Genomic DNA, 23643 nt, shown 5'->3' with positions numbered 1-23643 from the left:
GGGCCTTTCGCCCCTATCTCAGCCTCCAAGCACAGCCCACAAGGACGTCCAGACGGAATCATGCGCCCCGAAATCCAGACGCAGCTCGATAACGCCAAGCAGTCGATCGGACTGCTGAGGAGGCATCTTTGACTGGGATCAAGCCCAGCGCCGCCTAGCGGAACTGAACGCCCTCTCCGAGGGACCCGATTTCTGGAACGATGCCGAAGCCGCGCAGAAGCTGATGCGCGAGCGCACCTCGCTGGAGACCCAGATCGAGGGCATCACCAAGCTCGAGCGCGAGCTCGACGACGCGTTGACGCTGATCGAACTCGGCGAGATGGAAGGCGACGACGCCACCGTCACCGAGGGCGAGCAGGCGATCAAGGCCGTGCAGGACGAGGCGGCTCGGTTGCAGGTCGAGACCTTGCTTTCGGGCGAGGCCGACATGCTCGACACCTATGTCGAGATCCATCCCGGCGCGGGCGGCACCGAGAGCCAGGACTGGGCCGAGATGCTGCTGCGCATGTACCGGCGCTGGGGCGAACGGCGGAAGTTCAAGGTCGAGACGCTCGAATATCAGGACGGCGACACGGCCGGCATCAAGTCGGCGACGCTGCAGTTCAAGGGCCACAACGCCTATGGCTGGCTGAAGACCGAATCGGGCGTGCATCGCCTCGTGCGCATCTCGCCTTTCGATTCGAATGCCAGGCGGCAGACCTCCTTTGCGTCGATCTGGGTCTATCCCGTCGTCGATGACCGCATCGTCATCGACGTCAAGGAATCGGACTGCCGCATCGACACCTATCGCGCCCAGGGCGCCGGCGGTCAGCACATCAACACGACGGATTCGGCGGTGCGCATCACGCATATCCCGTCCGGCATCGCGGTGGCCTGCCAGCAGGAGCGCTCCCAGCACAAGAACCGGGCCAAGGCCTGGGACATGCTGCGCGCCCGCCTCTATGAGGTCGAGCTGAAGAAGCGCGAGGAGAAGGCCAATGCCGAGCAGGCCTCCAAGACCGATATCGGATGGGGCCACCAGATCCGCTCCTATGTGCTGCAGCCCTACCAGCTGGTGAAGGACCTGCGCACGGGCGTGAGTTCGACGGCACCCTCCGAGGTGCTCGACGGCGATCTCGATCCCTTCATGGAGGCATCGCTGGCGCAGCGCGTCTATGGCACGACGGTCGAAGTCGAGGATATCGACTAGGAGATGTCACGCTCGGCCATGGCGGTTTCGAGCGCCGACGCTGTCAATTCCGGGGCGTGCCGCAGGCACGAGCCCGGAACCCACGACGGGGTGAGGAATTTTATGCCGCATTGCAGTTGGCCCGCCCAGTCGTGGGTTCCGGGTTCTTCGCTCCGCGAAGCCCCGGAATGACAACGGGGGCAGGCCATGAACGATCCCGCGATTGGTCGAACCGCAAAAAATAAGGCCGCGCTCCAGGGCGCGGCCTTCTTCGTTTCGGAGGACCCTGTCAGAGGGCGTTCGCGAGCAGCTTGCTGCCGGCACGCAGGAAGCGCGTGGGGTCGACAGGGTCGTCGTTGATGCGGGTCTCGTAATGCAGATGCGGGCCGGTGGAGCGGCCGGTCGAGCCGACGCGGCCGACGACGGTGCCCGTCTTGACCATCTGTCCGGTGGTGACCGAGATCGCCGACATATGAGCATAGCGCGTGGTCAGCCCGTTAGCGTGCTCGATCTCGACCATGTTGCCGTAGCCGCCATTGTACTCGGCGACCACGACCTTGCCCGGCGCGGTCGCCATGATCGAGGAACCGGTCTCGGCCCGGAAATCGACGCCGGTATGCATGGCGAGGCCGCGCGTGAACGGATCGGTGCGATAGCCGTAATTCGACGTGAAATCGTGGTCGCCCGCCATCGGCCGTGCGAGCGGCAACTGGTCGATGACGCCGCGCAGGCGCATGACCGCCGCCAGGCGCGGCTGGAGGGTGCTGAGGGTCGCGGCGAAGGGGCCTGCCGACGGGTCGACCTTCACCGGCACGAAGGGGCCGCCCATGCCGCCGGCCGCCGAGGCCGGCGCGGCGAGACGCTCGGGATCGAGACCGGTTTCGGCGAGCGCGCTGCGCAGGCGCTTCTGGGCTGCGGCGACGCGCTCGTCCATGTCCTTCAGGGCCGAGAGCTGCGCGTCCGAGCTTCGCGCCATGGCGCCGTCGAGTTTGGTCAACGCCGCATCGACGCGCTTGGCCGGCGGTTCGGCGGGTGTCTCGCCGGATTGCCAGCCGCCCGCTGCACTGCCGTCGGCCCCGCGTAGCGAGGGCGTCTCAGGTGCCGGCATCGGCTTGCCCGGCAGGATCGGGGCGAAGCTGGTGACGCCGGAGGCGCGGATCGGCTCGCCCGGCTTGATGACCTGGGAGCGCAGCGGCAGCTTCGCCGCCGGGATCAGTCCGCTGGATTGAAGCGTGTCGGCGAGCGCCGCGACCAGCGACTGGCGCGATTCGAGTTCTGCCTGGCGGCTGGCGAGTTCGTCGACACGCGACTCGACGCCGTCCTGGTCGAGGAGGGCGCGGCTGGCATAGCGGTCGATATCGGCCCGCAGCGCCGAGATCCGATCCTCATAGGCGTATTGGCGCGATGTCTCGCGGGCGATCATCCGGGCGGCGAGGTCGTCGCGGCTGAGGATGTACCAGCCGGCACCGCCGCTGCAGGCCGTGCTCAGGGCCAGCCAGGCCAGTCCTGCGAGCATGGTGGAGCGGCGCACCGTATAGGTCTTGTGGGAGACGAGACCGACGGTCGAGAGAGCGGGGGCGGGTTGGGACTGATGATGCATACGCGGAACCGGTAATCACGCTGCCGATTCCGTCATCAGACATTGTTAGGGTTAATCTTTCGCAAATTCCGGCCCGTGCAATGCCTCTGCAAGGCGCTCGAGACGTCAAAGCGCCTGTGCCGCCGCGAGAACCTCCTCGGCATGGCCGGCGACCTTCACCTTGCGCCAGATCCGCGCCAGGCGGCCCTCGGCGTCGATCAGGAAAGTCGCGCGCTCGACCCCCATATAGGTGCGGCCGTACATGCTCTTCTCGACCCAGATGCCATAGGCGTTCACCAGGACCTGCGCCTCGTCGGCGAGGAGAGGGAAGTCGAGTTCGTATTTCCGCTTGAAATTGTCGTGCTTCTTGGCCGAATCCGGTGAAACGCCGATGATTTCGGTGTTGCAGGCCGCGAAGTCCCGGCGCAGGCGGTTGAAGGCGATCGCCTCCTCGGTGCAGGACGGGGTGTTGTCCTTGGGATAGGCGTAGAGCACGATCTTTCGGCCGCGCAGCGCGTCGAGGCTGATCTCGCCTCCGCCGTCGCGGGGCAGGTTGAAATCCGGTGCCGGATCACCTTCCTGTAATGCCATGGCCGTTGCCTTCCTTTCGTCGCCTTCTCGATTCATGGAGCGCTTGATCCGGCATGACGGGCCGGCTCGCGGCAGGAACCCGGAAACTCATCGAACGTTTCCGGATTGCCGAATCGCTTCGTCTGACCGCATCGACATGGATGCCGCCTTCCGGGATTGCGGCAAGGGGCGATCGGCTGCACCCTGACACGAGCCGGCGCAGGCGCCGAAGAGGATCACGCGGATTTTGTCGGATCACGGAGCAAAGACCGCGGCTGCCGGGCAGGATGATTCATCGCCCGCGGGCGAAGCCTGCGACGTCGTTGCCGTGAAGCGGCGCGCCAAGGCCGGACTCGCGATGATCTGCGTCGTCGTCACCGTCTCGCTCGTGGTGCTCGCCGGTGCTGCGGCGACGCTGCTCGTGACCGGGATCGTGCCGCTCTCGGGCTTCGAAGGACGCATTGCCGCCGCCATCGAGGAGCGGCTCGGCCCGGACTGGAAGGTCACCGCCGCTTCCGCCGAACTCGGCCGCATCGATGGCCGCTCCCAGCTCCGCGTGCGGCAGGTCTCGTTCCAGCATGCCAGCGGCGCCGTGATCCGGGCGCCCGAGGCCGTGCTCGGCTATGCGCCGATGGCGCTGCTCACGGGCGATATCCGCCTCGTCTCGGTCGATCTGCGCGGCGTCAATGTCCGGCTCGGCGTCACCAAGGACGGCGCGCTGGTGGTCAATGCCGATTCGGCACCCGCGGAGGCGCCGCCGCAGCCGAGCGTGCCTGATGCGGCGCAATGGAACGCCTTCACCGGCATCATGAGCGCGATCACGACACTGGCGCGCGGCGACGGGCTGCTTGGCGCGCTCGAGGAAGCCGGCATCAACGGCGCCCGGCTGTCGCTGGTCGATCCGGACGGGCGCCAGAAGGCCGGGCTCGAGGATGTCGAGATCAAGCTGACCCGCATCGCCGACCGCGGCACGCGCATGACGATGAAAGGGCGGACCGGCCAACGCTGGAAGGAGCTGGCCGCCGATCTCTCGACCGAGGCCGACGGCACGCAGCGCGCCGATATCGACATCCTGCGCTTCGAGCCGGCCGAGGTCGTCGCGCTCGCCTTCGGCACGGGCAGCATTCTCGTCGACGGCCTGCCGATGCAGGGGCGCGCGACGTTGAAGCAGGCTCCCGACGGCAGGAAGTCCATAACGGCCCGGATCGGGATCCGATCCGGCACTCTGCGTTTTCCGGACAGTCCGGTCGCGCCCTTCGCGGTCGATTCGGCGGAGTTCGAGCTCGCGAGCGGCGCCGATCTCTCCGAGCTCAACATCACCCGCGGCGAGATCAAGGCCGGGGCCACGCAGTTCGCGGCGACGGGCTCTCTACGCGAGGACAATGGCGGTTGGCGCGTCGCGCTCGACGCCAAGGGCCAGCTCGCCGGGGTCGATTCCGACCCGCCGGTCCAGATCGACAGCCTCAAGGCGGGCGTCTGGCTCGACCCGGCCAATAATGCCGTGACCATCGAAGCGCTATCCTTGCGCGGGCCGTTCGTGTCGGTCGACATGACCGCGCTGGTCCAGCGCGTGAACGGTTCGCCGCTGCAACGCTTCGCGATCAAGGCGACGAATTCCGATGCCCGCTCGCTTCTTGCGATCTGGCCCGGCTTCACCTCCCCGGAGGTGCACGGCACGCTGCGGCGCCAGCTCGCGTTCGGGCGGCTCAAGTCGCTGTCGGTCGATCTCGATCTGGCACCGGAGGATCACGCCCGCCTGGTCAGGGGCGAGGGTATGCCGGATAGCTCGCTCTCGGTGATGATCGATGCCGATGGCGTACGCTACCTGCCCGATCCCGGCTTGCCGCCACTCACCGACGCCACCGTGACCGGGCGCGTCGGGGGGCGCACCGCTCAGCTCGCCATCGGCAAGGCCACGGCCGAGCTCGGCGGCGGCCGCCAGCTTCAGCTGAGCGAGGGCAGCTTCGCCATGCCCGACTATCATCAGCACCGCGCGCAGGCCCGGATCGGCTTTCGTTCGCTCGGCTCGATGGATGCCTTGGCGGCCCTGTTCGCCTTTCCGTCGCTGAAGGACTTCACGCCCGGCAAGATCGATCCGGCGGCGATCAAGGGCACGAGCGACCTGAAGGTCGGTATCACCTTGCCGCTCGCCGACGACCTGAAGCCGGACGAAGTCGTCGTGACCGGCATGGGCACGCTCGCGAATGTCGCATCCGACACGCTTCTGGGCACGGAGAAGCTCGAGGCAGGCAGCTTTGCCGTCAATGTCGATGGAAAAGGCCTGTCGGTGCGCGGCGATGCCCGCGTCGGCGGCGACAAGGCGCAGGTCGAGCTGAAGCAGAACGGCAAGGGTCAGGGCGAGGCGACCCTGCAGCTCGCGCTGGATGCGGCCGGGCGGCAGCGGCGCGGCTTCGGCAGCGATACCGGGATCACCGGGACATTGCCGGTGCGCGTGGTGAAGCCGCTCGGCAAGGGGCCGGAGCAGCCGCCACGGGTCGAGGTCGATCTTGCCAAGGTGGCCCTGGACGGTGTGATCCCCGGCTTGAACAAGCCCTCCGGTCGGCCCGGAAAGGTCAGTTTCGCCTATGTTGCCGATCCGGACGGGCCCGATCTCGAGGATTTCTCGCTCGAGGCCGGCACGGCCCTGATCAAGGGGCGGATCGAGCTGAACAAGCAGAACGGCCTGGACAGCGCGAGCTTCTCGCAATTCCGGCTCTCGCCCGGCGACAACCTGAAGATCGATGCCCGGCGCGACGGCAATCTCGTCAAGCTGACGGTGCGCGGCGCGGTCGCGGATCTGCGCCCCTTCATCAAGGACCTGCAAAGCCCCGGCTCGGCCGGCAAGGGCAGCAAGACCAGATCCAAAGGCGGGGGCGACTACGACGTCGATCTCGACGTGCCGATCCTGACGGGTTTCAACAACGAGGCGATCACCAGCGCTACGCTGAAATTCGCCAAGCGCGGCGGCGAAATCCGCTCGGCCAATTTCCAGGGGCGGATCGGGAGGGCCGATGTCTCCGTCCGGCAAGGCCGTGACGGCGAAGGTGGGAAGCTGATCGTGCAGTCGGAGAATGGCGGATCGCTGCTGCGCTTCCTCGACCTCTACAACAAGGCCCATGGCGGCGATCTCGTGTTGACGCTGGGGCCGGGCGAGAGCCAGAGCGGCGACCTGCTGTTCCGCAATTTCCTCGTGCGGGACGAGCCTGCGCTGCGCCGCGTGGTCAGCTCGCAGCCGGCCAGCGCCTTCTCGGGCGACAGCGCGGCCGAGCCGCGCATCGATGTCAGCGAAGTCGCCTTCACCAAGCTCAAGGCCGAGTTCACGCGCTCCGCCAGCCGGCTCGACGTCTCGGAGATGGTGATCTGGGGCCAGCAGATCGGCTTCACGCTGCAGGGCCATGTCGATTACGGCCGCGATCGCGTCGATATCGGCGGGACCTTCGTGCCCGGCTACGCCTTCAACAACGCCTTCGCGCAGGTGCCCGTGGTCGGCGCGCTGCTCGGCGGCGGCAGCCAGTATGGCGGGCTCTTTGCGGTGAATTTCCGGATTTCCGGCGCCGCCAGCGCGCCGACCATGTCGATCAACCCGCTTTCCGCTTTGGCGCCCGGCATCCTGCGCCGTTTCGTCGATCCGCTCGGCGGCGCTCCGGCGCAAAGGCCTCGGCAGGCGCCGCCGCGCTGAAGACCGCTGTCATCCCCGCACGCGCTGCGGCACGCAGTGCTGCTGCGCAGACACGGGACCGCCCTCGGAAAGGCGCCTTCTCGTCGCACGGTCCCGTGTCTGCGGCGCACCGCTTCGCGCTGCACCGCGCACGGGATGACAGGCGGAAGGCTTACTCCGGCCGCAGCAGGATATGCTTCTTCTTGCCGAAGGAGAGCTTGATCACGCCTTCCGAGGTGATGTCGCCGAGGCGGAGCGCGGCGCGCTCGTCGGTGACCACCACATCATTGACGCGCAGGCCCCCGGCCTTGACCTGACGGCGCGCCTCGCCGGTCGAGGGCACCAGGCCCGCCTTGACGAAGGCGGTCAGCACGCCGATGCCGGGCTCGATCTCGGCGCGCGCTATCGCGACGCTCGGCAGGTCGGCGGCGAGACCGCCTTCCTCGAAGGTCTTGCGCGCCGTCTCGGCGGCCGCCTCGGCCGCCTTGCGGCCGTGGACGATGGCCGTGATCTCGGTGGCGAGGACCTTCTTCGCCTCATTCAACTCGGCGCCGCCGAGCGCCGCGAGACGGGCGATCTCGTCCATCGGCAGGCGCGTGAACACCTTGAGGAAGCGGCCGACATCGGCGTCCTCGGTATTGCGGAAATATTGCCAGAAATCATAGGGGCTGAAGACGTCGGCATTGAGCCAGACCGCGCCATTGGCGGTCTTGCCCATCTTGGCGCCGGAGGCGGTCGTCAGCAGCGGCGTGGTCAGGCAGTAGAGCTGCGGGCCGCCCATCCGGTGCGAGAGGTCGACGCCGTTGATGATGTTGCCCCACTGGTCCGAGCCACCCATCTGCAGACGGCAGCCATAGCGGCGGTTGAGCTCCGTGAAGTCGTAACCCTGCATGATCATGTAGTTGAATTCGAGGAAGGACAGCGACTGCTCACGGTCGAGCCTCAGCTTCACCGAATCGAAGGACAGCATGCGGTTGACCGAGAAATGCCGCCCGACATCGCGCAGGAACTCGACATAGTTCAGTTTCAGCAGCCAGTCGGCATTATTGGCCATCATCGCGTCGGTCGGCCCGTCGCCATAGCGCAGGATGCGGCCGAAGACGCGCTTGATGCTCTCGATATTGGTGGCAATCTCCTCGACGGTCAGCAGCTTGCGCTGGTCGTCGCGGAAGGAGGGGTCGCCGACCATGGAGGTGCCGCCGCCCATCAGCGTGATGGGCTTATGCCCGGTCTCCTGGAACCAGTAGAGCATGGTCAGCGAGATCAGGTTGCCGATATGGATCGAGGTCGCCGTCGCATCATAGCCGACATAGGCCGTCTGGGTTCCCTGCCGGCACAGAGCATCGAGGCCCTCCGCGTCGGAGACCTGATGGATGAGGCCGCGCTCGTCGAGCACGCGCAGGAAATCGGACTTGTAGGTGGTCATGGCGAGGCTCAATGGTTTGACGGGTTTCGCGTCATGATCGGGCCTGTCCCGACCACCCACGTCTTCTCTGGTCGAAGGTCGTGTTCAAGACGTGGATGCTCGCCACAGGGGAGAGCATGACGCGGTTGTCATTCGTAAAGGCAGCTTTCAGGCCTGTTCCTGCTCGGTCTTGAGGATCTCGGGGCCGACCTTGGCGTCGAGATAGGCGCCGACCTGGCTCATCAGCACATCGACCTTGCCGTCGAAGAAGTGGTTGGCGCCGTCCACGACCGTATGCTCGATCTGGATGCCCTTCTGCGTTTTAACCTTCTCGATCACCGCCATGACCTCCTTGACCGGGGCGACGCGATCCTCGGAGCCATGGACGAACAGGCCCGAGGACGGGCAGGGCGCCAGGAACGAGAAGTCGTAGCGGTTGGCCATCGCCGCGATCGAGAGGAAGCCCTCGATCTCCGGGCGGCGCATCAGGAGCTGCATGCCGATCCAGGCGCCGAAGGAGACGCCGGAGATCCAGCAGCTCTTGGCCTCTGGGTTGAGCGCCTGCATCCAGTCGAGCGCTGCGGCGGCGTCCGAAAGCTCGCCGGCGCCATGGTCGAAATGGCCCTGGCTGCGGCCGACGCCGCGGAAATTGAAGCGCAGCGCCGAGAAGCCGCGGTTCACGAAAGTGTAGAACAGATTGTAGACGATCTGGTTGTTCATCGTCCCGCCGAATTGCGGGTGCGGGTGCAGGATGATCGCAAGCGGCGCGCCGCGCTTCTTGGCGGGCTGGTAGCGGCCCTCGATCCGGCCCGCGGGCCCGTTGAAAATCACCTCTGGCATCGTCTCACCGCTTCTTGCGGCAGTGCCGGCGCGGGCGGGCAGAAAGCGGGCGCATGCCTGCTCGAAACCCGGCCGCCCTTGACGGCGCCACCAAGCGCGCCCTAGATGAAGAGCGCTTAGAATAGTTCTAACAGCCGTGAACAAGTCGAGAACAAAACGGTGGGTCGCTTGAGCGAACCGCGTTTCGACCGTTCCGGCCGGTTCGGATGGGCGGCTATAGCACGGCGCACAGGTGCGATTTCAAGCATTTCGTATCGGTGTGTCGGCAATGACGAGGATGGAGCAGGCAGGATCGTGACGGCGGGACGCGCCTATCTCGACCACAACGCCACGACCCCGGTGCGCCCGGAGGTGATGGAAGCGGTCGCTCGTGCGCTGACGCTGCCGGGCAATCCGTCCTCCGTCCATGGCGAAGGACGTGCCGCACGGGCCGCGATGGAGCGGGCGCGCGAGCAGGTCGCCAGGCTCGTCGGCGCCAAGGCCTCCAATGTCGTTTTCTCCAGTGGTGGCACCGAAGCGAATACCGCGGTGCTCTCGCCCGGCCTGATGGATTGCGACGGCAGGCGCGACTGCGTGCGGATACCCGCGACGCTTCTCCTTCACAGCGCGACCGAGCATGCCTGCGTGCGCGAGGGGCATCGTTTCCCGGCTGGCGCCGTCGAGGCGATCCCGGTCAACGGCGACGGCTTGGTCGATCTCGCCTGGCTCGATGAGCGGTTGACCCGCTTCGTCGCCGGGAATCCCGGCGCGCGGGCGCTCGTCTCGATCCATCTCGCCAATAACGAGACCGGCGTGATCCAGCCGATTGCTGAGGCGGCTGAAATCGTGCACCGCCGTGGTGGTCTGCTGCATAGCGATGCCGTGCAAGCGGCGGGCAAGATCGCCATCGATACCATGGCGCTCGGCGCCGACGTGCTGACCCTGTCGGCGCACAAGATCGGCGGCCCGAAGGGCATCGGCGCGATTGTCTTCCGTACGGGCGCGCTCGAATTGGCCGACAAGCCGATGCGCGGCGGCGGGCAGGAGCGCGGTTGGCGTGCCGGAACCGAAAACCTGCCGGGGATCATCGGCTTCGGCGCGGCGGCCGAGATCGCCGGCAAGATTCTGGACGAAGAAGCAGCGCGGCTTTCCGGCTTGCGCGACCGCCTTGAGGCGGGACTTGCAGCGCTCTCGCCGGCGACGGCGATCTTCGCTAAGGCCGCGCCGCGCCTGCCCAATACCAGCGCCTTCGCGACGCCCGGCCTCAAGGCCGAGACCGTTCTGATCAAGCTCGACCTCGCCGGGGCGGCTTTGTCCTCCGGCTCGGCCTGCTCCTCGGGCAAGGTCAAGCGCTCGCATGTGCTCGATGCGATGAAAATCGACCCCGCCATGAGCGCAGGGGCCTTGCGGGCCTCGCTCGGATGGACCACCTGCGAGGCGGATATCGATCTCTTTCTCGCGGCCTATGAAAAGCTCGTGGCCGCGCAACCCGATCGGAGCGCCAGGGCTGCCGCCTGACGCGTTCCGCAACACGAAGACCAAACCGGCGGGCCTTGAACCCGCGACTGGAGACTGAACATGGCAGCGGTCCAGGAGACCATCGATCAGGTCAAGTCGATCGACGTGACCGAATACAAATACGGCTTCGTCACGGAGCTGGAGGTCGAGAAGCCGGCCAAGGGCCTCACCGAGGACACGGTCCGCTATATCTCGGCGCGCAAGAACGAGCCGGAATGGATGCTGGAATGGCGACTCGACGCCTTCCGCCGCTGGAAGACCATGACCGAGCCGACCTGGTCGCGCGTGAACTATCCGCCGATCGACTATCAGGATCTCTACTATTACGCCGCGCCGAAGAAGGGCGCCTCGCCGCAATCGCTCGACGAGGTCGATCCGGCGATTCTGGAGACCTACAAGAAGCTCGGTATCCCCCTGCGCGAGCAGGAGATTCTCGCCGGTGTCGCGCCGGAGAATCGGGTCGCGGTCGATGCCGTCTTCGACTCCGTCTCGGTCGTCACGACCTTCAAGAAGGAGCTGGCGGCTGCCGGCGTCATCTTCTGCTCGATCTCCGAGGCGATCCAGGAGCATCCCGAGCTGGTGAAGAAGTACCTCGCCAGCGTCGTGCCGGTGACGGACAACTACTTCGCGACGCTCAACAGCGCGGTCTTCACCGACGGCTCCTTCGTCTATGTGCCGAAGGGCGTGCGCTGCCCGATGGAACTCTCGACCTATTTCCGCATCAACGAGCAGAATACCGGCCAGTTCGAGCGCACGCTGATCATCGCCGACGAGGGCGCCTATGTCAGCTATCTCGAAGGCTGCACGGCGCCGAAGCGCGACGAGAACCAGCTTCACGCCGCGGTGGTCGAGCTGATCGCGCTCGACGATGCCGAGATCAAGTACTCGACCGTACAGAACTGGTTCCCCGGCGATGCCGAGGGCAAGGGCGGCATCTACAACTTCGTGACCAAGCGCGGCGATTGCCGCGGCAAGAATTCGAAGATCTCGTGGACGCAGGTCGAGACCGGCTCGGCGATCACCTGGAAATACCCGTCCTGCATCCTGCGCGGCGACGGCTCGCGCGGCGAGTTCTACTCGATCGCGGTGTCGAACGGCATGCAGCAGGTCGATAGCGGCACCAAGATGCTGCATCTCGGCAAGAACACGACCTCGAAGATCATCGCCAAGGGCATCGCCGCCGGAAAGTCGGACTCGACCTATCGCGGCATCGTCTCGGCCCATCGCAAGGCGACGGGCGCGCGCAACTTCACCAATTGCGACTCGCTCCTGATCGGCGATCAGTGCGGCGCGCACACCATCCCCTATATCGAGGCCAAGACCGCGACGGCGATCTTCGAGCATGAGGCGACCACGTCGAAGATCGGCGAGGACCAGATGTTCTACTGCCAGCAGCGCGGCCTCTCCGAGGAGGAGGCGGTGGCGCTGATCGTCAACGGCTTCGTCAAGGAGGTGCTGCAGCAGCTCCCGATGGAATTCGCCGTCGAGGCGCAGAAGCTGATCACCATCTCGCTCGAAGGCTCGGTTGGATAAGAGCGGTCTTCCCGCACGCGCCGCGGCACATGGTGCCGCTGCGCAGATGCGGGACCGTTTGCAGAACTATCACTGGACATAACGGTCCCGTGTCTGCGGCGCAGCACTACGTGCCGCACTGCGCACGGGATGACACAGGAACGAAACGATGCTCGAAATTCGCAACCTAGTCGTCAAGATCGCCGACGAGGACAAGCAGATCCTCAACGGCCTGAACCTCACCGTGAACGACGGCGAGGTCGCCGCGATCATGGGGCCGAACGGCTCCGGCAAGTCGACGCTGAGCTATGTCATCGCCGGCAAGGAGGACTACGAGGTCCTCGACGGCGAGATCCTGCTCAACGGCGAGAACGTGCTGGAGATGGAGGCCGATGCCCGCGCCGCGGCCGGCATCTTCCTCGCCTTCCAGTACCCGCTGGAGATTCCTGGCGTCGCCACCATGACCTTCCTGAAGGCGGCCATGAACGCGCAGCGCAAGGCGCGCGGGCAGGACGAATTGCTGACGCCGGATTTCATCAAGCAGGTCAACGCCGCCGCCGACAAGCTCGGCATCGCCAAGGACATGCTGCGCCGACCGCTCAATGTCGGCTTCTCCGGTGGTGAGAAGAAGCGCATGGAAATCCTTCAGATGGCTCTGCTTTCGCCGTCCATGTGCATCCTCGACGAGACCGATTCCGGCCTCGATATCGACGCGCTGCGCATCGTTGCCGAGGGCGTCAACGCGCTCCGCGACAAGAACCGCGGCTTCCTCGTCATCACCCACTACCAGCGCCTGCTCGACCATATCGTCCCGGACACCGTCCACGTCATGTCGAAGGGCAGGATCGTGAAGACCGGCGGCAAGGAGCTGGCGCTGGAGCTCGAGAAGTCGGGCTACGCGGCCTATGGGGAGGCCGCCTGATGGCCATCGTCACCCCGCTGAAGACGGCTGCCGAACAGCAGCTCGTCCAGCAATATGCCGACAGTAAGGCCGAGCTGCCGGGCGGCCCGGCCGTGCGCAAGCTGCGCGAGGACGCCTTCGCCGGATTCGAGGCCAAGGGCCTGCCGCATCGCCGGCTCGAATCCTGGCGCTATACCGATCTGCGCACGCTGCTGCGGGAGGCGCGCCCGCTTGCAGGCGGCGCTGCCGTCAGCGCGGCGGTCAAGGCTCGCCTTGCCGCGCTGAAGCTCGACGGCCTGCGCCTCGTGCTGGTCGACGGCCTCTTCGCGCCGAAACTCTCGACGCTCGATGCGATCCCCGAGGGCGTCTCGGTGCAGTCGCTCGCCGAGGCGCTGGTCTCGCCCCGCGAGGACCTGACCCGCATCCTGGCCGGGCCTTCGGTCGGCCATGACGACATGGGCCTCGCGCTCAATACCGCGCTGATGCGCGACGGCGTGTTCGTCGAGATCGCCGATGGCGTCGAGCTGGAGCAGCGCATCGTGATCGTCGCGCTTGCTTCCGGCGAGGAAGAGCGGGCGGTGTTCCATCGTTCGGTCGTTCTGGCCGGCAAGGGCGTCAAGGGCACGATCGTCGAGGTCAGCGAAGCGGCGGGCGCCGCAGCCCAGCAGATCAACGGCGCGATCGTCTTCGAGACCGGCGACGAGAGCGAGATCCAGCATGTCCGCATCGTCACCCGCCAGCAGGCGGCGACGGTCGAGGTGCAGAGCCTGCTCGCCACGATCGGTGCTCACGCGAAGTTCGATTCCTTCGCGCTGATCTGCAATGCCGGCACGGTGCGCCAGCAGCATTTCGTCCGCTATGCCGGCGAGCACACCGAGATCGGCCTGCGCGGCGTCAACCTGATCAACAAGGCGCAGCATTCCGATGTCACGCTGATCGTCGATCACGAGGTGCCGCACGGCACCAGCCGTGAGTTGTTCAAGACGATCGCAGGCGGCGAGGCGACCGGCGTGTTCCAGGGCAAGGTCATCGTGCGCAAATACGCGCAGAAGACCGATGGCGGCATGAAGAGCAACGCGCTGCTGCTCAACGACGGCGCCTCGATGTACAACAAGCCCGAGCTTGAGATCTTCGCCGACGACGTGGTCTGCGGCCATGGCGCGACGGTTGCGCAGATCGACGGCGACCAGCTCTTCTATCTGATGGCGCGCGGCCTGCCGCGTCCGCAGGCCGAGGCGCTGGTGCTGCAGGCCTTCGCCGGCGAGGCGGTCGAGTTCATCGCCGACGAGGATGTGCGCGACCTTGTCATGGCCGAGGTCGAGGCCTGGCTGAAGGCCCGCGAGGCCGCTTCCGAGGTGAGCACGGTCTGATGCCCTATATCAATCTCCAGATCACCAAGGGCGCGTCGCGCCAGCAGAAGGCGCAGATCGTGAAGGAATTCACGGAGACTTTGGTCAAGGTGCTCGGCAAGAACCCGCAGAACACCCATATCGTGATCCAGGAGATCGAGCGCGAGGATTGGGGCCATGGCGGCGAGCTCGTCGCCAATAAGGCGCCCGCCACGCCCGGAAAGGCCTGATCCATGAACGCGCTGGCGAAGCCCTACGATGTCTTGGGCGTCCGCAAGGATTTCCCGATCCTGAGCAGGGAAGTCTATGGCAAGCCGCTGGTCTATCTCGACAACGCCGCTTCGGCCCAGAAGCCGGAAGCGGTGATCGAGGCGATGACGCGGCTGATGCGCGAGGACTACGCCAATGTCCATCGCGGCCTGCACTATCTCGCCAACGCGTCGACGGAAGCCTATGAAGCGGCTCGCGAAAGCGCGCGCCGCTTCCTGAACGCGGCGCATCTGGAGGAGATCGTGTTCACGCGCTCCTCCACCGGCGCGCTCAACACGGTGGCCTCCTCGCTCGGGCGCTACCTCAAGATCCAGGAAGGCGACGAGATCATCCTCTCGATCCTGGAGCATCATTCCAACATCGTGCCCTGGCACTACTGGCGCGAGCGCCATGGCGCCGTGATCAAATGGGCGCCGATCGACGAGGACGGCAATTTCCTCATCGATGAATTCGAGAAGCTGATCTCGCCGCGCACCAAGGTGGTGTCGCTGACCCAGATGTCGAACGCGATCGGCACGATCATCCCGATCGCCGAGGTCGCCGCGATCTGCCGCTCGTATGGCATTCCGCTGGTGGTCGACGGCAGCCAGGGGGCCGTCCACCTGCCGGTCGACGTGCAGGCGCTGGGCTGCGATTTCTACGCCTTCACCGGCCACAAGACCTATGGGCCGACCGGCTCGGGTATCCTCTGGGGCAAGAAGGAATGGCTCGACAAGCTGCCGCCTTACGAGGGCGGCGGCGAGATGATCGTCACGGTCAGCGAAGACACTGTCACCTATAACGACCCGCCGCATCGCTTCGAATCCGGCACGCCGGCGATCGTCGAGGCGGTGGGGTTGGGTGCCGCGCTCGACTACATGATGGCGCTCGGCCGCGAGAACATCGCGGCCCATGAAGCCAAGCTCGGCGCCTATGCCATGGAGCGGCTCGGCGAGATGAACTCGATCCGCATCTTCGGCAAGGCCAAGGAGAAGGGCGCGATCGTCGCCTTCGAGATGAAGGGCGCCCATGCCCATGACGTCGCGACCGTGATCGACCGCGCCGGTGTCGCCGTCAGGGCCGGCACCCATTGCGCCATGCCGCTTTTGGCACGATATGGGGTGACATCGACCTGCCGTGCCTCCTTCGGGCTCTACAACACGCTCGAAGAGGTGGACAAGCTGGTGGATGCCCTGCGGAAGGCCGAGAGCCTGTTCGCCTGACCGGGATTTGAAGAGATGACCGACAGCGTCACTGAGGACATCAAGCCGAACGCCCCCGCCATGGGCACGGGCACCGCGCTGCCGCCGGAAGAGATCGACCGGCTGACCGACGATATCGTGGCCGCGCTGAAGACGGTCTACGACCCCGAGATCCCCTCCGACATCTACGAGCTCGGGCTGATCTACCGCGTCGACATCGCCGACGACCGGCAGATCACGATCGACATGACGCTGACGGCGCCGGGCTGCCCGGTGGCCGGCGAGATGCCGGGCTGGGTCGAGAACGCGGTCGGCGCTGTGCCGGGCGTCGCCGGGGTCACCGTCAACATGACCTTCGATCCGCCCTGGGACCAGTCGCGGATGTCCGACGAGGCCCGCGTCGCGCTCGACATGTGGTGAGCGCGACGCGCTCGCGTTGATGGATCGCATCTCATCGCTTCATTGGTGCTGAGGCCACGCCGCTGGCAGGAATAGGCGCGTGATCCGCTGCCGGAGCCTGCCATGCCCAGCTTTCCCTACGAGACCGTCGACGTCTTCACCGATCGCCCGTTTGGCGGCAACCAGCTCGCCGTCTTTACCGATGCGCGCGGGCTCACCGACGCTCAGATGCAGTCGCTCGCGGCGGAGATGAACTATAGCGAGACGACCTTCGTCCTGCCGCCGGACGATCCCGCCAATGACGCGCGGGTCCGCATCTTCCATCGCACCGCAGAGATGCCTTTCGCCGGCCATCCCAATGTCGGCACGGCCTGCGTGCTGGCCCGCCATGGCCGTGATCGCGACGGCGTGCTGCGCTTCGAGCAGATGGCCGGGCTGGTCGAGATCGCGGTCGAGCGTGATGCGGCGGGTGCCGTGACGGGCGCCGTCATCGCCGCGCCGCAGGCACTCTCGCTCGGCATCGAGCTGCCGGTCGACGGCATCGCCGCCTGTGCCGGTGTGGCGGCTTCCGACATCGTCACCAGCGGTCACAAGCCGGTGCAGGCCTCGCTTGGCGTGAAATTCGTGCTGGTCCAGGTTGCGCCGGCCGCGCTTGCCGGTGCGACGCCCGACATCGCCGCCTTCCGCAAGCTCGAAAGCCGGAACCCGGAATTGCAGGGACGGCTGTCGCTCTTCCTCTATGCCCGCGACGGCAACGCCATCCGGGCACGGATGTTCGCGCCGCTGGCCGGCACCTGGGAAGACCCCGCCACCGGCAGCGCCAGTGCGACGCTCGGCGCGCTGCTCCTGTCGCTCGATGGCGGCAACGAGGCAACCTACAGCATCACGCAAGGCGTCGAGATGGGGCGCCCGAGCCGGCTGAACGTCACGGCCCGACGCGCTGCGGACGGTTTCCGCTCGCGTGTCGGCGGTGGCTGCGTGCCGATGTTCCGGGGCGAGGCGCTGCTATAAGAGCGTGTTTCTTGTTGCAGGGGCGGAACCACGCTGTCATTCCGGGGCGAGCGCGGAGCGCTTGAGCCCGGAATCCAGAACCGATGCGGCGGATCGAAGGGGGCCACGACGGGCCATCGTCTATCCTTTCAAGGACATTGGTTCTGGATTCCAGGCTCTTCGCTGCGCGAAGCCCCGGAATGACGGCGTGATTCTACCGAGTCCGGCGGGCTCTAACCCAGCCCCAGCTCCGCCCGCACACGCTTCGTCAGCCCGGCGGCGACGAGGCGGTGGCTCTCGGCGAGATAATCGCGCAGGGCATCGTCCGGCATGCTCTCGCCTGTGAGCCACTGGATCCATTTCATGCCGCGCGAGGCGAGATAAGGCGCGGGCCTGAGGCCGGGCTGCTCGCCGAGTATGTCGAAACCCATCGGCGAGCATTTGAAGGAGACGGCCATCTCGCCGCCTTCCTGCTGCCGGCCGATGGCGAAGACCTTGCCGCCGACCTTCCAGACATCGGCGCCGCCCCATTGCACGACATGGCTGGTCGCCGGAAGGCTCGCGCAGAAGGCGTTGTAGGCCTCGGGCGACATTGTGTCGGTAACTCCTGGCTCAGTAGCTCTCGGCGTCGAGGCCGTGCCGCCTGGCGGCGGCCACGATCTGCGACCAGGTCTCGTCGTCGAGCGGGATGCCGGCCGCCTGCCGCTCGATCCTGACCTTGCGCTCCTTGTCGCCGGGCGCGAGCACGGGATTGGCCGGGTCCATCGGCTTCGCGGCGCGCACGAAGGCGAGATAGCTCTCGGTGCGGCTGCGGCGCAGCTCCGCGTCCGGTTCCAGCCGGGCCGGGTCGATGATGATGCCGAAGAGCGAGTTGATCACCCAGGTCCTCTGCGGCTTCTGGTCGATGCGCGCGGCGCCCATCAGGCCTGCCGAGAGCAGCTCCGCGATCAGCGAGAGCCCGGCGCCCTTGTGGTCGCCGAAGGGCAGCAGCGCGCCGAGCGGATGGTCGGGGCTGGCGAAGACATGGGCCGGATCTGTGGTCGGGCGGCCCTCGCCGTCGATGATGTAGCCGGGCGGGACCTGCTCACCCTTGTTGAGGGCGACGCGGGCCTTGCCATGGGCCATGCGGCTGGTGGCGAAGTCGAGGATCAGCGGGTCGCCGCCGGGCACGGGGATGCCGATCGCATGAGGATTTGTGCCGAAGCGGGCTTCCTTCGCCGCATAGGGCGCGACGATCGGCGGCCGGCCGGCGACATTGACCCAGAAGAACGAGATCAGCCCGGCCTCGGCCGCGACCTCGGCATAATGACCGATGCGGCCGATATGATGGGAATCAAGCAGGTTGACGATGGCGACGCCGCCGCTCTGCGCCATCGTGACCGCCCGGTCGACGGCGTTGCGGGCGTTCGGCTGGCCAAGCGCGACCTTGCCGTCGATGATCAGGAAGGGCGCGGCATCGACACGGGTCTCCGGGCGCGCCTGCGGGTCGAGATTGCCGTCGGCCAGAGACTGGAAATAGAGCGGCAGCATGCCGATGCCATGGCTGTCATGCCCGCTGAGATTGGCGAGGACGAGATGATCGGCCGTTTCCTTCGCCTCGGCCTGCGTCCAGCCGGCCTTCACGACCATGTCACGGACGAGGGCGTGCAGCGATTCAGGACGATGCAGACGATGCGACATGAGTTTCCTGCCGTTTGGAAAAGTCTTCTCGGGAGAGGTCCTGGGGCCTCGGGGTTCTGGACCGCCAGAGTGCATGAGCGGAGCTGTTCCGCAATGCGCGGAGCGGGCAGGGGGCGGATCAAAGGCGCATGGCGCGCCGCTGCCATCTCGACGAAAGCCCGGCTCATCCCTATGTTGCAAGGAACAATCTTGCTTCACCGGGCCTTGAACCCGGTCGAGGAGTGACAACGATGTTTTCGATACCCGGCCTCAAGGTCATTTCGCTGACCGATGCCGCGGCGGACCGCATCCGCGAGATCACGGCGCAATCGGCCGGTGGGGACGCTCCGGCGCTCGGCCTTCGGGTCGGGGTCAAGAAGGGCGGCTGTGCCGGCATGGAATACACCTTCGAGATCGCGCGTGCGGTCGACAAGGGCGACGAGGTCGTGACCGAGAAGGACGCGACCGTGGTCGTCGACGCCAAGGCGGTGCTGTTCCTGCTGGGCACCGAGCTCGACTTCAAGACGGATCGGTTCTCCTCGACCTTCGTCTTCAATAATCCCAATCAGGTCTCGGCCTGCGGCTGCGGCGAATCCGTCGAGATCAAGCCGCGCAGCGAGAGCGCGCTGACGGCGCCCTGAACCGTGGATGCGCGGCAGCTTGAAGCCTTCTTCGCGCCGGTTCTCCCAGTCCGCACGCATCGCATGTTCGGCGGAATCGGCATCTACGACGGCGATGCCATGTTCGCGCTGTCGATCGGTGATCGCGTCTACCTGAAGACGGACGACATCACGCGCCCGCTTCATGCCGAGGCAGGCGGCGAGCCCTTCCGGATCAGGATGCGCGGTGTCCTGCGCGAGACGAGCTACTGGAGCTTCCCGGACGGCGCGCTGACGGATGCCGGAGCTTTCGCGGGATGGATTGCGCTGGCGCGCGAAGCCTCCGGGCGTGCCGCTGCGCGCAAGCTCAGGCCACGCGCGTCGCCGTCTCCAGCACATCCTCGGTGACGGTGCGATTGCGGCCGTCGCGCTTGGCCTGCATCAGCGCCTGGTCTGCCCGGTCCACCAGGGAGCCCGCCGTATCGCCGCGGCGATAGCTGGAAACGCCGAGCGAGATGGTGATGCGGCCGAGATTCTCATTGGTCGAGCGCTTGATCAACTCGCGGGTCAGCAGCGCCTGTCGGACCGTCTCGGCGCCGAACTTGCCGGCAATCAGGTCGGCTTCCGGCAGGATGATGGCGAATTCCTCGCCGCCGAAGCGGGTGATGATCGCCTTGTCCTTGAACTTGTCCTTCATCGTCCGTGCGACGAGGCGCAGCACCTGGTCGCCCGTGAGATGGCCATGGGCGTCGTTGAAGCGCTTGAAGAAGTCGATATCGGCCATGACCAGCGCGAAGGGTTCGCGGCGCAGGGTCGCCTGATCGATCGATTTCTGCAGCATCTCCTCGAAATGCCGGCGATTGGCGAGGCCGGTCAGCGGGTCGGTCAGGGCCTCGGCGCGGGTCGATTCCAACGCTTCGCGCAGGTTGCGGATCTCGTTGGAGCTGTTGCGCAGTTCCGCCTCGAGCTGCGCCTTGCGCGTGACCTCCTCGCGGGTCGACATCACCAGCGCCTCGACCCATTCGCGCAGCTTGTGCCGGTCGGTCGCCGGCGGCACGTCCTCGGACATGGCGCAGAGACGGCCGTGATAGAGCTCGCTGGAGCCGAGCGCCTTGTCGACGAGCCCCATCATGGCGTCGATCTCGCTCAGCACCTGCAGGCTGGTGCGCTCGGCCTGGCGCGAGAAGCGCTCGGTACTGATGAAGCGCTCGTAAAGGCTGTCGATATCGGCGGCGCTGACCTGGCCGTCGCTCCCGGCAAGGATGGCGCTCATCGCCGTGCTGACGGCGGGCATCTCGCCGCTGAGATGGGCGTACCAGACCTCGAAGGCGCGGGGATAGCTCGGCGAGCCATGCTGGCGCATCGCCGCGACGACGCGCTCGGCGAGATCATCAGTGCGGGCGGGAACCGAATCCAGGTCGTCCATGCCTTCGCCATCCGGTATGAAGCCGGGTCGCGGCCTTCGGCCACGTCAGCTTCGATCGACACAATCGAAGCGGGACATCCTGTCCGTATCTACGGCGGCATGCGCCCGTCCGCCGCGAAGGTCGTCCCATCACGGCGAAAGGCAGCCTAGGTCGATGTCGTTAAAAACGGGTTGATGCCGTAACGTTATCCGACGCGGGCCGGACGCAGCAGGAAGGCCGGGACGTGATCGCCCAGGCCCTTCACCTGCGGGCCGTCATCATCGTCGCGGCCACGGGAGCCGCGTCCGCGCCGGACTCCATCCTGACTGGGGGCAGCGGATGGCGGTGCTGAAAGCTCGGAATCGGGTCGGATCGGTACGCGGCGCGGCTTGCGCTGGGTGTCGGCCACACTCTCGTCCGCATCCGGCCGCGAGGTGCCGGAATCCGAGCGCGCCCCGCGCTCGGGGCGGCCGCGGCCGCCACGCGACGAGGACCGCTTGTCGTCCCGGCGGCCGCCGCGACGCTCGTCGCGCGGCTCGCCCGGCGGCAGGGCGTCGAGGCCGGGACCTTCGAAGGCGATGGTCTGCCCGGTCAGCTTCTCGACGGCCGAGACGAGCTTGTCGTCATGGCGCGTGACGATGGTGAAGGCGGTGCCGAGCCGGCCGGCGCGGCCGGTGCGGCCGATGCGGTGGACATAGTCCTCGGCATGGGTCGGCACGTCGAAATTGAAGACATGGCTGACGGCGGGGATGTCGAGGCCGCGCGCGGCGACGTCCGAAGCCACGAGGATCGGGTTCTCGCCGGTGCGGAACGATTCCAGCGCCGCCATGCGGGCGTACTGGTCCATGTCGCCATGCAGCGCGACCGCCGGAAAGCCGTGGCGCTGCAGCGACTTGTGCAGCGTCGCGACATCGCGCTTGCGGTTGCAGAAAACGATCGCGTTCTGGAGATCGGTCGCGCCCTTGATCAGCTTGCGCAGCGTCTCGCGCTTCTCGAAATCCTGGGCATTCGAGGCGATCAGGCGCTGGGTGATCGTCGCGGCGGCGGTCGCCGGGCGGGAAACCTCGACGCGGACCGGGTTGTGCAGGAACTGCTCGGAGATGCGGGTGATCTCCGGCGGCATGGTCGCGGTGAAGAACAAGGTCTGCCGTGTGAAGGGGACGAGCTTGCAGATCCGTTCGATATCCGGGATGAAGCCCATGTCGAGCATGCGATCGGCTTCGTCGATGACGAGCAGCTCGACGCCGGTGAGCAGCAGCTTGCCGCGTTCGACATGGTCGAGCAGGCGGCCGGGCGTGGCGATCAGCACGTCGACGCCGCGGGTGATCTTGGCGTCCTGGTCGCCGAAGGAGACGCCGCCGATCAGCAGCGCGACCGAAAGCTTCTGGTTCACGCCGTAGCGGACGAAATTCTCCTCGACCTGCGCCGCAAGCTCGCGCGTCGGTTCCAGGATCAGGGTGCGCGGCATCCGGGCCCGGGCGCGGCCGGTTTCCAGGATGGTGAGCATGGGCAGCGTGAAGGCGGCCGTCTTGCCCGTGCCGGTCTGGGCGATGCCCAGAACGTCCTTGCGGGCGAGGACATGCGGAATGGCCTGGGCCTGGATGGGGGTCGGCGTGCTATAGCCCGCGGCCGTGACAGCCGTCAGAACCTTTTCACTCAAGCCGAGTTCGGCAAATGACATCGCGTATGCTGCTTCTTCTGGGTCGGTGAAACGCGGCGGGATGACCTGCTCAACCACCACGTTGGCGCGACGACAGTTCCTGCGCGCCTTCGGACCCGTGTGGAATGCAAAGAAAACGCGGCAAAGTCAATCATCTAGCCTTGGAAGGACTGCTTTTACCTCATGAAGGAGCCGCTCGTTCTCGTTCCCGGCCTGAGCTGCAACGCCGCGCTCTATGCCCCGCAATGGCCTGCGCTGGCTGACGGCCGATCGATTCTCGTCGCCGACCACGCCCACGACGACACGCTGTCCGGCGTCGTCCAGCGCCTCCTGGCGGCCGCCCCGCCGCGCTTCGCGCTCTGCGGCCTGTCGATGGGCGGCTATATCGCTTTCGAAGTGCTGCGGCAGGCGCCGGAGCGCGTGACCCGCCTCGCCCTGCTCGACACGAGCGCCAAGCCGGCGACGCCCGAGACCACTGCGCCACGCGAGCAGATGATCGCGCTGGCCGAGAAAGGCGCCTTCGACAATGTCACGACGCTGCTCTGGCAGAGATTGGTGGCTCCCGCGCGCCTGACCGACGAGCCTTTGCGCCTGCTGGTACGCGAGATGGCCGATGCAGTCGGCGCAGACGGCTTCGTGCGCCAGCAGAGGGCGATCATGAAGCGGCCGGATTCACGGCCGGTTCTGGAGCGACTGTCGATGCCGGTGCTGGTGCTGGTCGGGGAGGAGGACGTCATCACGCCTGTCGCCGAGGCGCAGGAGATCGCCAGCCTTGTCGGCGGAACGGCACGGCTAGCGGTCGTTCCGGGCTGCGGACACCTGTCGACGCTGGAAGCACCTGACGCGGTGGCGGCAGAGTTGCTGCGCTGGCTCGGCTGATCAGATTGTCCTTCCGGGGCGCGCCGCAGGCGCGAACTTGGAAACCACGACTAGGCGATCGGCATACAGCCGGGCATTGGAAGTCTCACCCGGTCGTGGGTTCCGGGTTCTTCGCTAACGC

General features: G+C 66.5%; 21 protein-coding genes. 13 read left to right on the top strand and 8 right to left on the bottom strand.

Annotated elements, in window-relative coordinates:
* Positions 1 to 60 precede the first annotated feature (60 nt).
* Positions 61 to 1189 (top strand): peptide chain release factor 2 gene (gene prfB / locus OCUBac02_RS14940; protein WP_173046679.1). Its coding sequence is split into 2 segments (ribosomal slippage): positions 61 to 129 and positions 131 to 1189, totalling 1128 coding nucleotides; the frame shifts between segments, so codons are not numbered across the junction.
* 268 nt (positions 1190 to 1457) lie between these two features.
* On the opposite strand, the gene OCUBac02_RS14935 is transcribed toward prfB, so the two are convergent.
* Complete coding sequence (locus OCUBac02_RS14935; RefSeq protein WP_173046676.1) at positions 1458 to 2768, bottom strand: M23 family metallopeptidase; 1311 nt, start codon at positions 2766 to 2768, stop codon at positions 1458 to 1460.
* A gap of 105 nt (positions 2769 to 2873) precedes the next feature.
* Complete coding sequence (locus OCUBac02_RS14930; protein WP_173046674.1) at positions 2874 to 3338, bottom strand: peroxiredoxin; 465 nt, start codon at positions 3336 to 3338, stop codon at positions 2874 to 2876.
* Between the two features lie 226 nt (positions 3339 to 3564).
* On the opposite strand from OCUBac02_RS14930, the gene OCUBac02_RS14925 reads away from it, so the two are divergent.
* Positions 3565 to 6996 (top strand): YhdP family protein, encoded by a 3432-nt coding sequence (locus OCUBac02_RS14925; protein ID WP_173046671.1) that lies wholly within the window; start codon positions 3565 to 3567, stop codon positions 6994 to 6996.
* Between the two features lie 151 nt (positions 6997 to 7147).
* On the opposite strand, the gene tyrS is transcribed toward OCUBac02_RS14925, so the two are convergent.
* Positions 7148 to 8401 carry a tyrosine--tRNA ligase gene (gene tyrS, locus OCUBac02_RS14920; RefSeq protein ID WP_173046669.1) on the bottom strand — a complete coding sequence of 418 codons (1254 nt, stop codon included), beginning with the start codon at positions 8399 to 8401 and terminating at the stop codon, positions 7148 to 7150.
* A gap of 147 nt (positions 8402 to 8548) precedes the next feature.
* Positions 8549 to 9220: an alpha/beta hydrolase gene (locus OCUBac02_RS14915; RefSeq protein WP_047577045.1), complete on the bottom strand. Its 672-nt coding sequence runs from the start codon at positions 9218 to 9220 to the stop codon at positions 8549 to 8551.
* 291 nt (positions 9221 to 9511) lie between these two features.
* Between OCUBac02_RS14915 and OCUBac02_RS14910 the strand changes: the two genes are divergently transcribed.
* From OCUBac02_RS14910 to OCUBac02_RS14875, 8 genes are all read left to right on the top strand, one after another.
* Positions 9512 to 10717 (top strand): cysteine desulfurase family protein, encoded by a 1206-nt coding sequence (locus OCUBac02_RS14910; protein WP_173049608.1) that lies wholly within the window; start codon positions 9512 to 9514, stop codon positions 10715 to 10717.
* A 60-nt stretch (positions 10718 to 10777) separates the two neighbouring features.
* A complete protein-coding gene (gene sufB, locus OCUBac02_RS14905; protein WP_173046667.1) occupies positions 10778 to 12250 on the top strand; it encodes a Fe-S cluster assembly protein SufB in 1473 nt (490 codons plus the stop codon).
* Positions 12251 to 12398: 148 nt separating this feature from the next.
* Positions 12399 to 13151 (top strand): Fe-S cluster assembly ATPase SufC, encoded by a 753-nt coding sequence (sufC, locus tag OCUBac02_RS14900; protein WP_061967769.1) that lies wholly within the window; start codon positions 12399 to 12401, stop codon positions 13149 to 13151.
* Positions 13151 to 14500, top strand: a complete 1350-nt coding sequence (gene sufD / locus OCUBac02_RS14895; RefSeq protein ID WP_173046665.1) for a Fe-S cluster assembly protein SufD — start codon at positions 13151 to 13153, stop codon at positions 14498 to 14500. The genes sufC and sufD overlap by 1 nt, the downstream gene beginning before the upstream one ends.
* A complete protein-coding gene (locus OCUBac02_RS14890) occupies positions 14500 to 14709 on the top strand; it encodes a tautomerase family protein (RefSeq protein ID WP_173046663.1) in 210 nt (69 codons plus the stop codon). Before sufD ends, OCUBac02_RS14890 begins: the two co-directional genes overlap by 1 nt.
* A gap of 3 nt (positions 14710 to 14712) precedes the next feature.
* Positions 14713 to 15951, top strand: a complete 1239-nt coding sequence (locus tag OCUBac02_RS14885; RefSeq protein ID WP_173046661.1) for a cysteine desulfurase — start codon at positions 14713 to 14715, stop codon at positions 15949 to 15951.
* A gap of 15 nt (positions 15952 to 15966) precedes the next feature.
* A complete protein-coding gene (locus OCUBac02_RS14880; protein ID WP_173046659.1) occupies positions 15967 to 16350 on the top strand; it encodes an SUF system Fe-S cluster assembly protein in 384 nt (127 codons plus the stop codon).
* A 102-nt stretch (positions 16351 to 16452) separates the two neighbouring features.
* Complete coding sequence (locus OCUBac02_RS14875) at positions 16453 to 17340, top strand: PhzF family phenazine biosynthesis protein (protein WP_173046657.1); 888 nt, start codon at positions 16453 to 16455, stop codon at positions 17338 to 17340.
* Positions 17341 to 17552: 212 nt separating this feature from the next.
* Here the strand turns inward: OCUBac02_RS14875 and OCUBac02_RS14870 are convergent, their stop codons facing one another.
* On the bottom strand, positions 17553 to 17912 hold the full coding sequence (locus tag OCUBac02_RS14870) for an MmcQ/YjbR family DNA-binding protein (protein ID WP_173046655.1): 360 nt from the start codon (positions 17910 to 17912) through the stop codon (positions 17553 to 17555).
* 19 nt (positions 17913 to 17931) lie between these two features.
* Positions 17932 to 18999 (bottom strand): malate/lactate/ureidoglycolate dehydrogenase, encoded by a 1068-nt coding sequence (locus OCUBac02_RS14865; RefSeq protein WP_173046653.1) that lies wholly within the window; start codon positions 18997 to 18999, stop codon positions 17932 to 17934.
* A gap of 230 nt (positions 19000 to 19229) precedes the next feature.
* Here OCUBac02_RS14865 and OCUBac02_RS14860 point away from each other — a divergent pair, with 230 nt between their 5' ends.
* Together OCUBac02_RS14860 and OCUBac02_RS14855 are read left to right on the top strand one after the other, a co-directional pair.
* A complete protein-coding gene (locus OCUBac02_RS14860; protein WP_173046651.1) occupies positions 19230 to 19619 on the top strand; it encodes a HesB/IscA family protein in 390 nt (129 codons plus the stop codon).
* A gap of 3 nt (positions 19620 to 19622) precedes the next feature.
* Positions 19623 to 19985, top strand: a complete 363-nt coding sequence (locus OCUBac02_RS14855) for a TfoX/Sxy family protein (RefSeq protein ID WP_173046649.1) — start codon at positions 19623 to 19625, stop codon at positions 19983 to 19985.
* Here the strand turns inward: OCUBac02_RS14855 and OCUBac02_RS14850 are convergent.
* A complete protein-coding gene (locus OCUBac02_RS14850) occupies positions 19945 to 21003 on the bottom strand; it encodes a GGDEF domain-containing protein (protein WP_173046647.1) in 1059 nt (352 codons plus the stop codon). The genes OCUBac02_RS14855 and OCUBac02_RS14850 overlap by 41 nt on opposite strands.
* A 185-nt stretch (positions 21004 to 21188) precedes the next feature.
* The gene (locus OCUBac02_RS14845; protein ID WP_173046645.1) at positions 21189 to 22664 is read right to left on the bottom strand and encodes a DEAD/DEAH box helicase; all 1476 of its coding nucleotides are present in this window, start codon (positions 22662 to 22664) and stop codon (positions 21189 to 21191) included.
* A 162-nt stretch (positions 22665 to 22826) separates the two neighbouring features.
* Here OCUBac02_RS14845 and OCUBac02_RS14840 point away from each other — a divergent pair, with 162 nt between their 5' ends.
* Complete coding sequence (locus OCUBac02_RS14840; protein ID WP_173046643.1) at positions 22827 to 23522, top strand: alpha/beta fold hydrolase; 696 nt, start codon at positions 22827 to 22829, stop codon at positions 23520 to 23522.
* Positions 23523 to 23643: the final 121 nt, after the last annotated feature.

The organism is Bosea sp. ANAM02 (assembly GCF_011764485.1).
GTDB lineage: Bacteria > Pseudomonadota > Alphaproteobacteria > Rhizobiales > Beijerinckiaceae > Allobosea.
The sequence above is the reverse complement of the archived record's forward strand: the minus strand, read 5'-3'. Positions and strand labels throughout refer to the sequence as shown.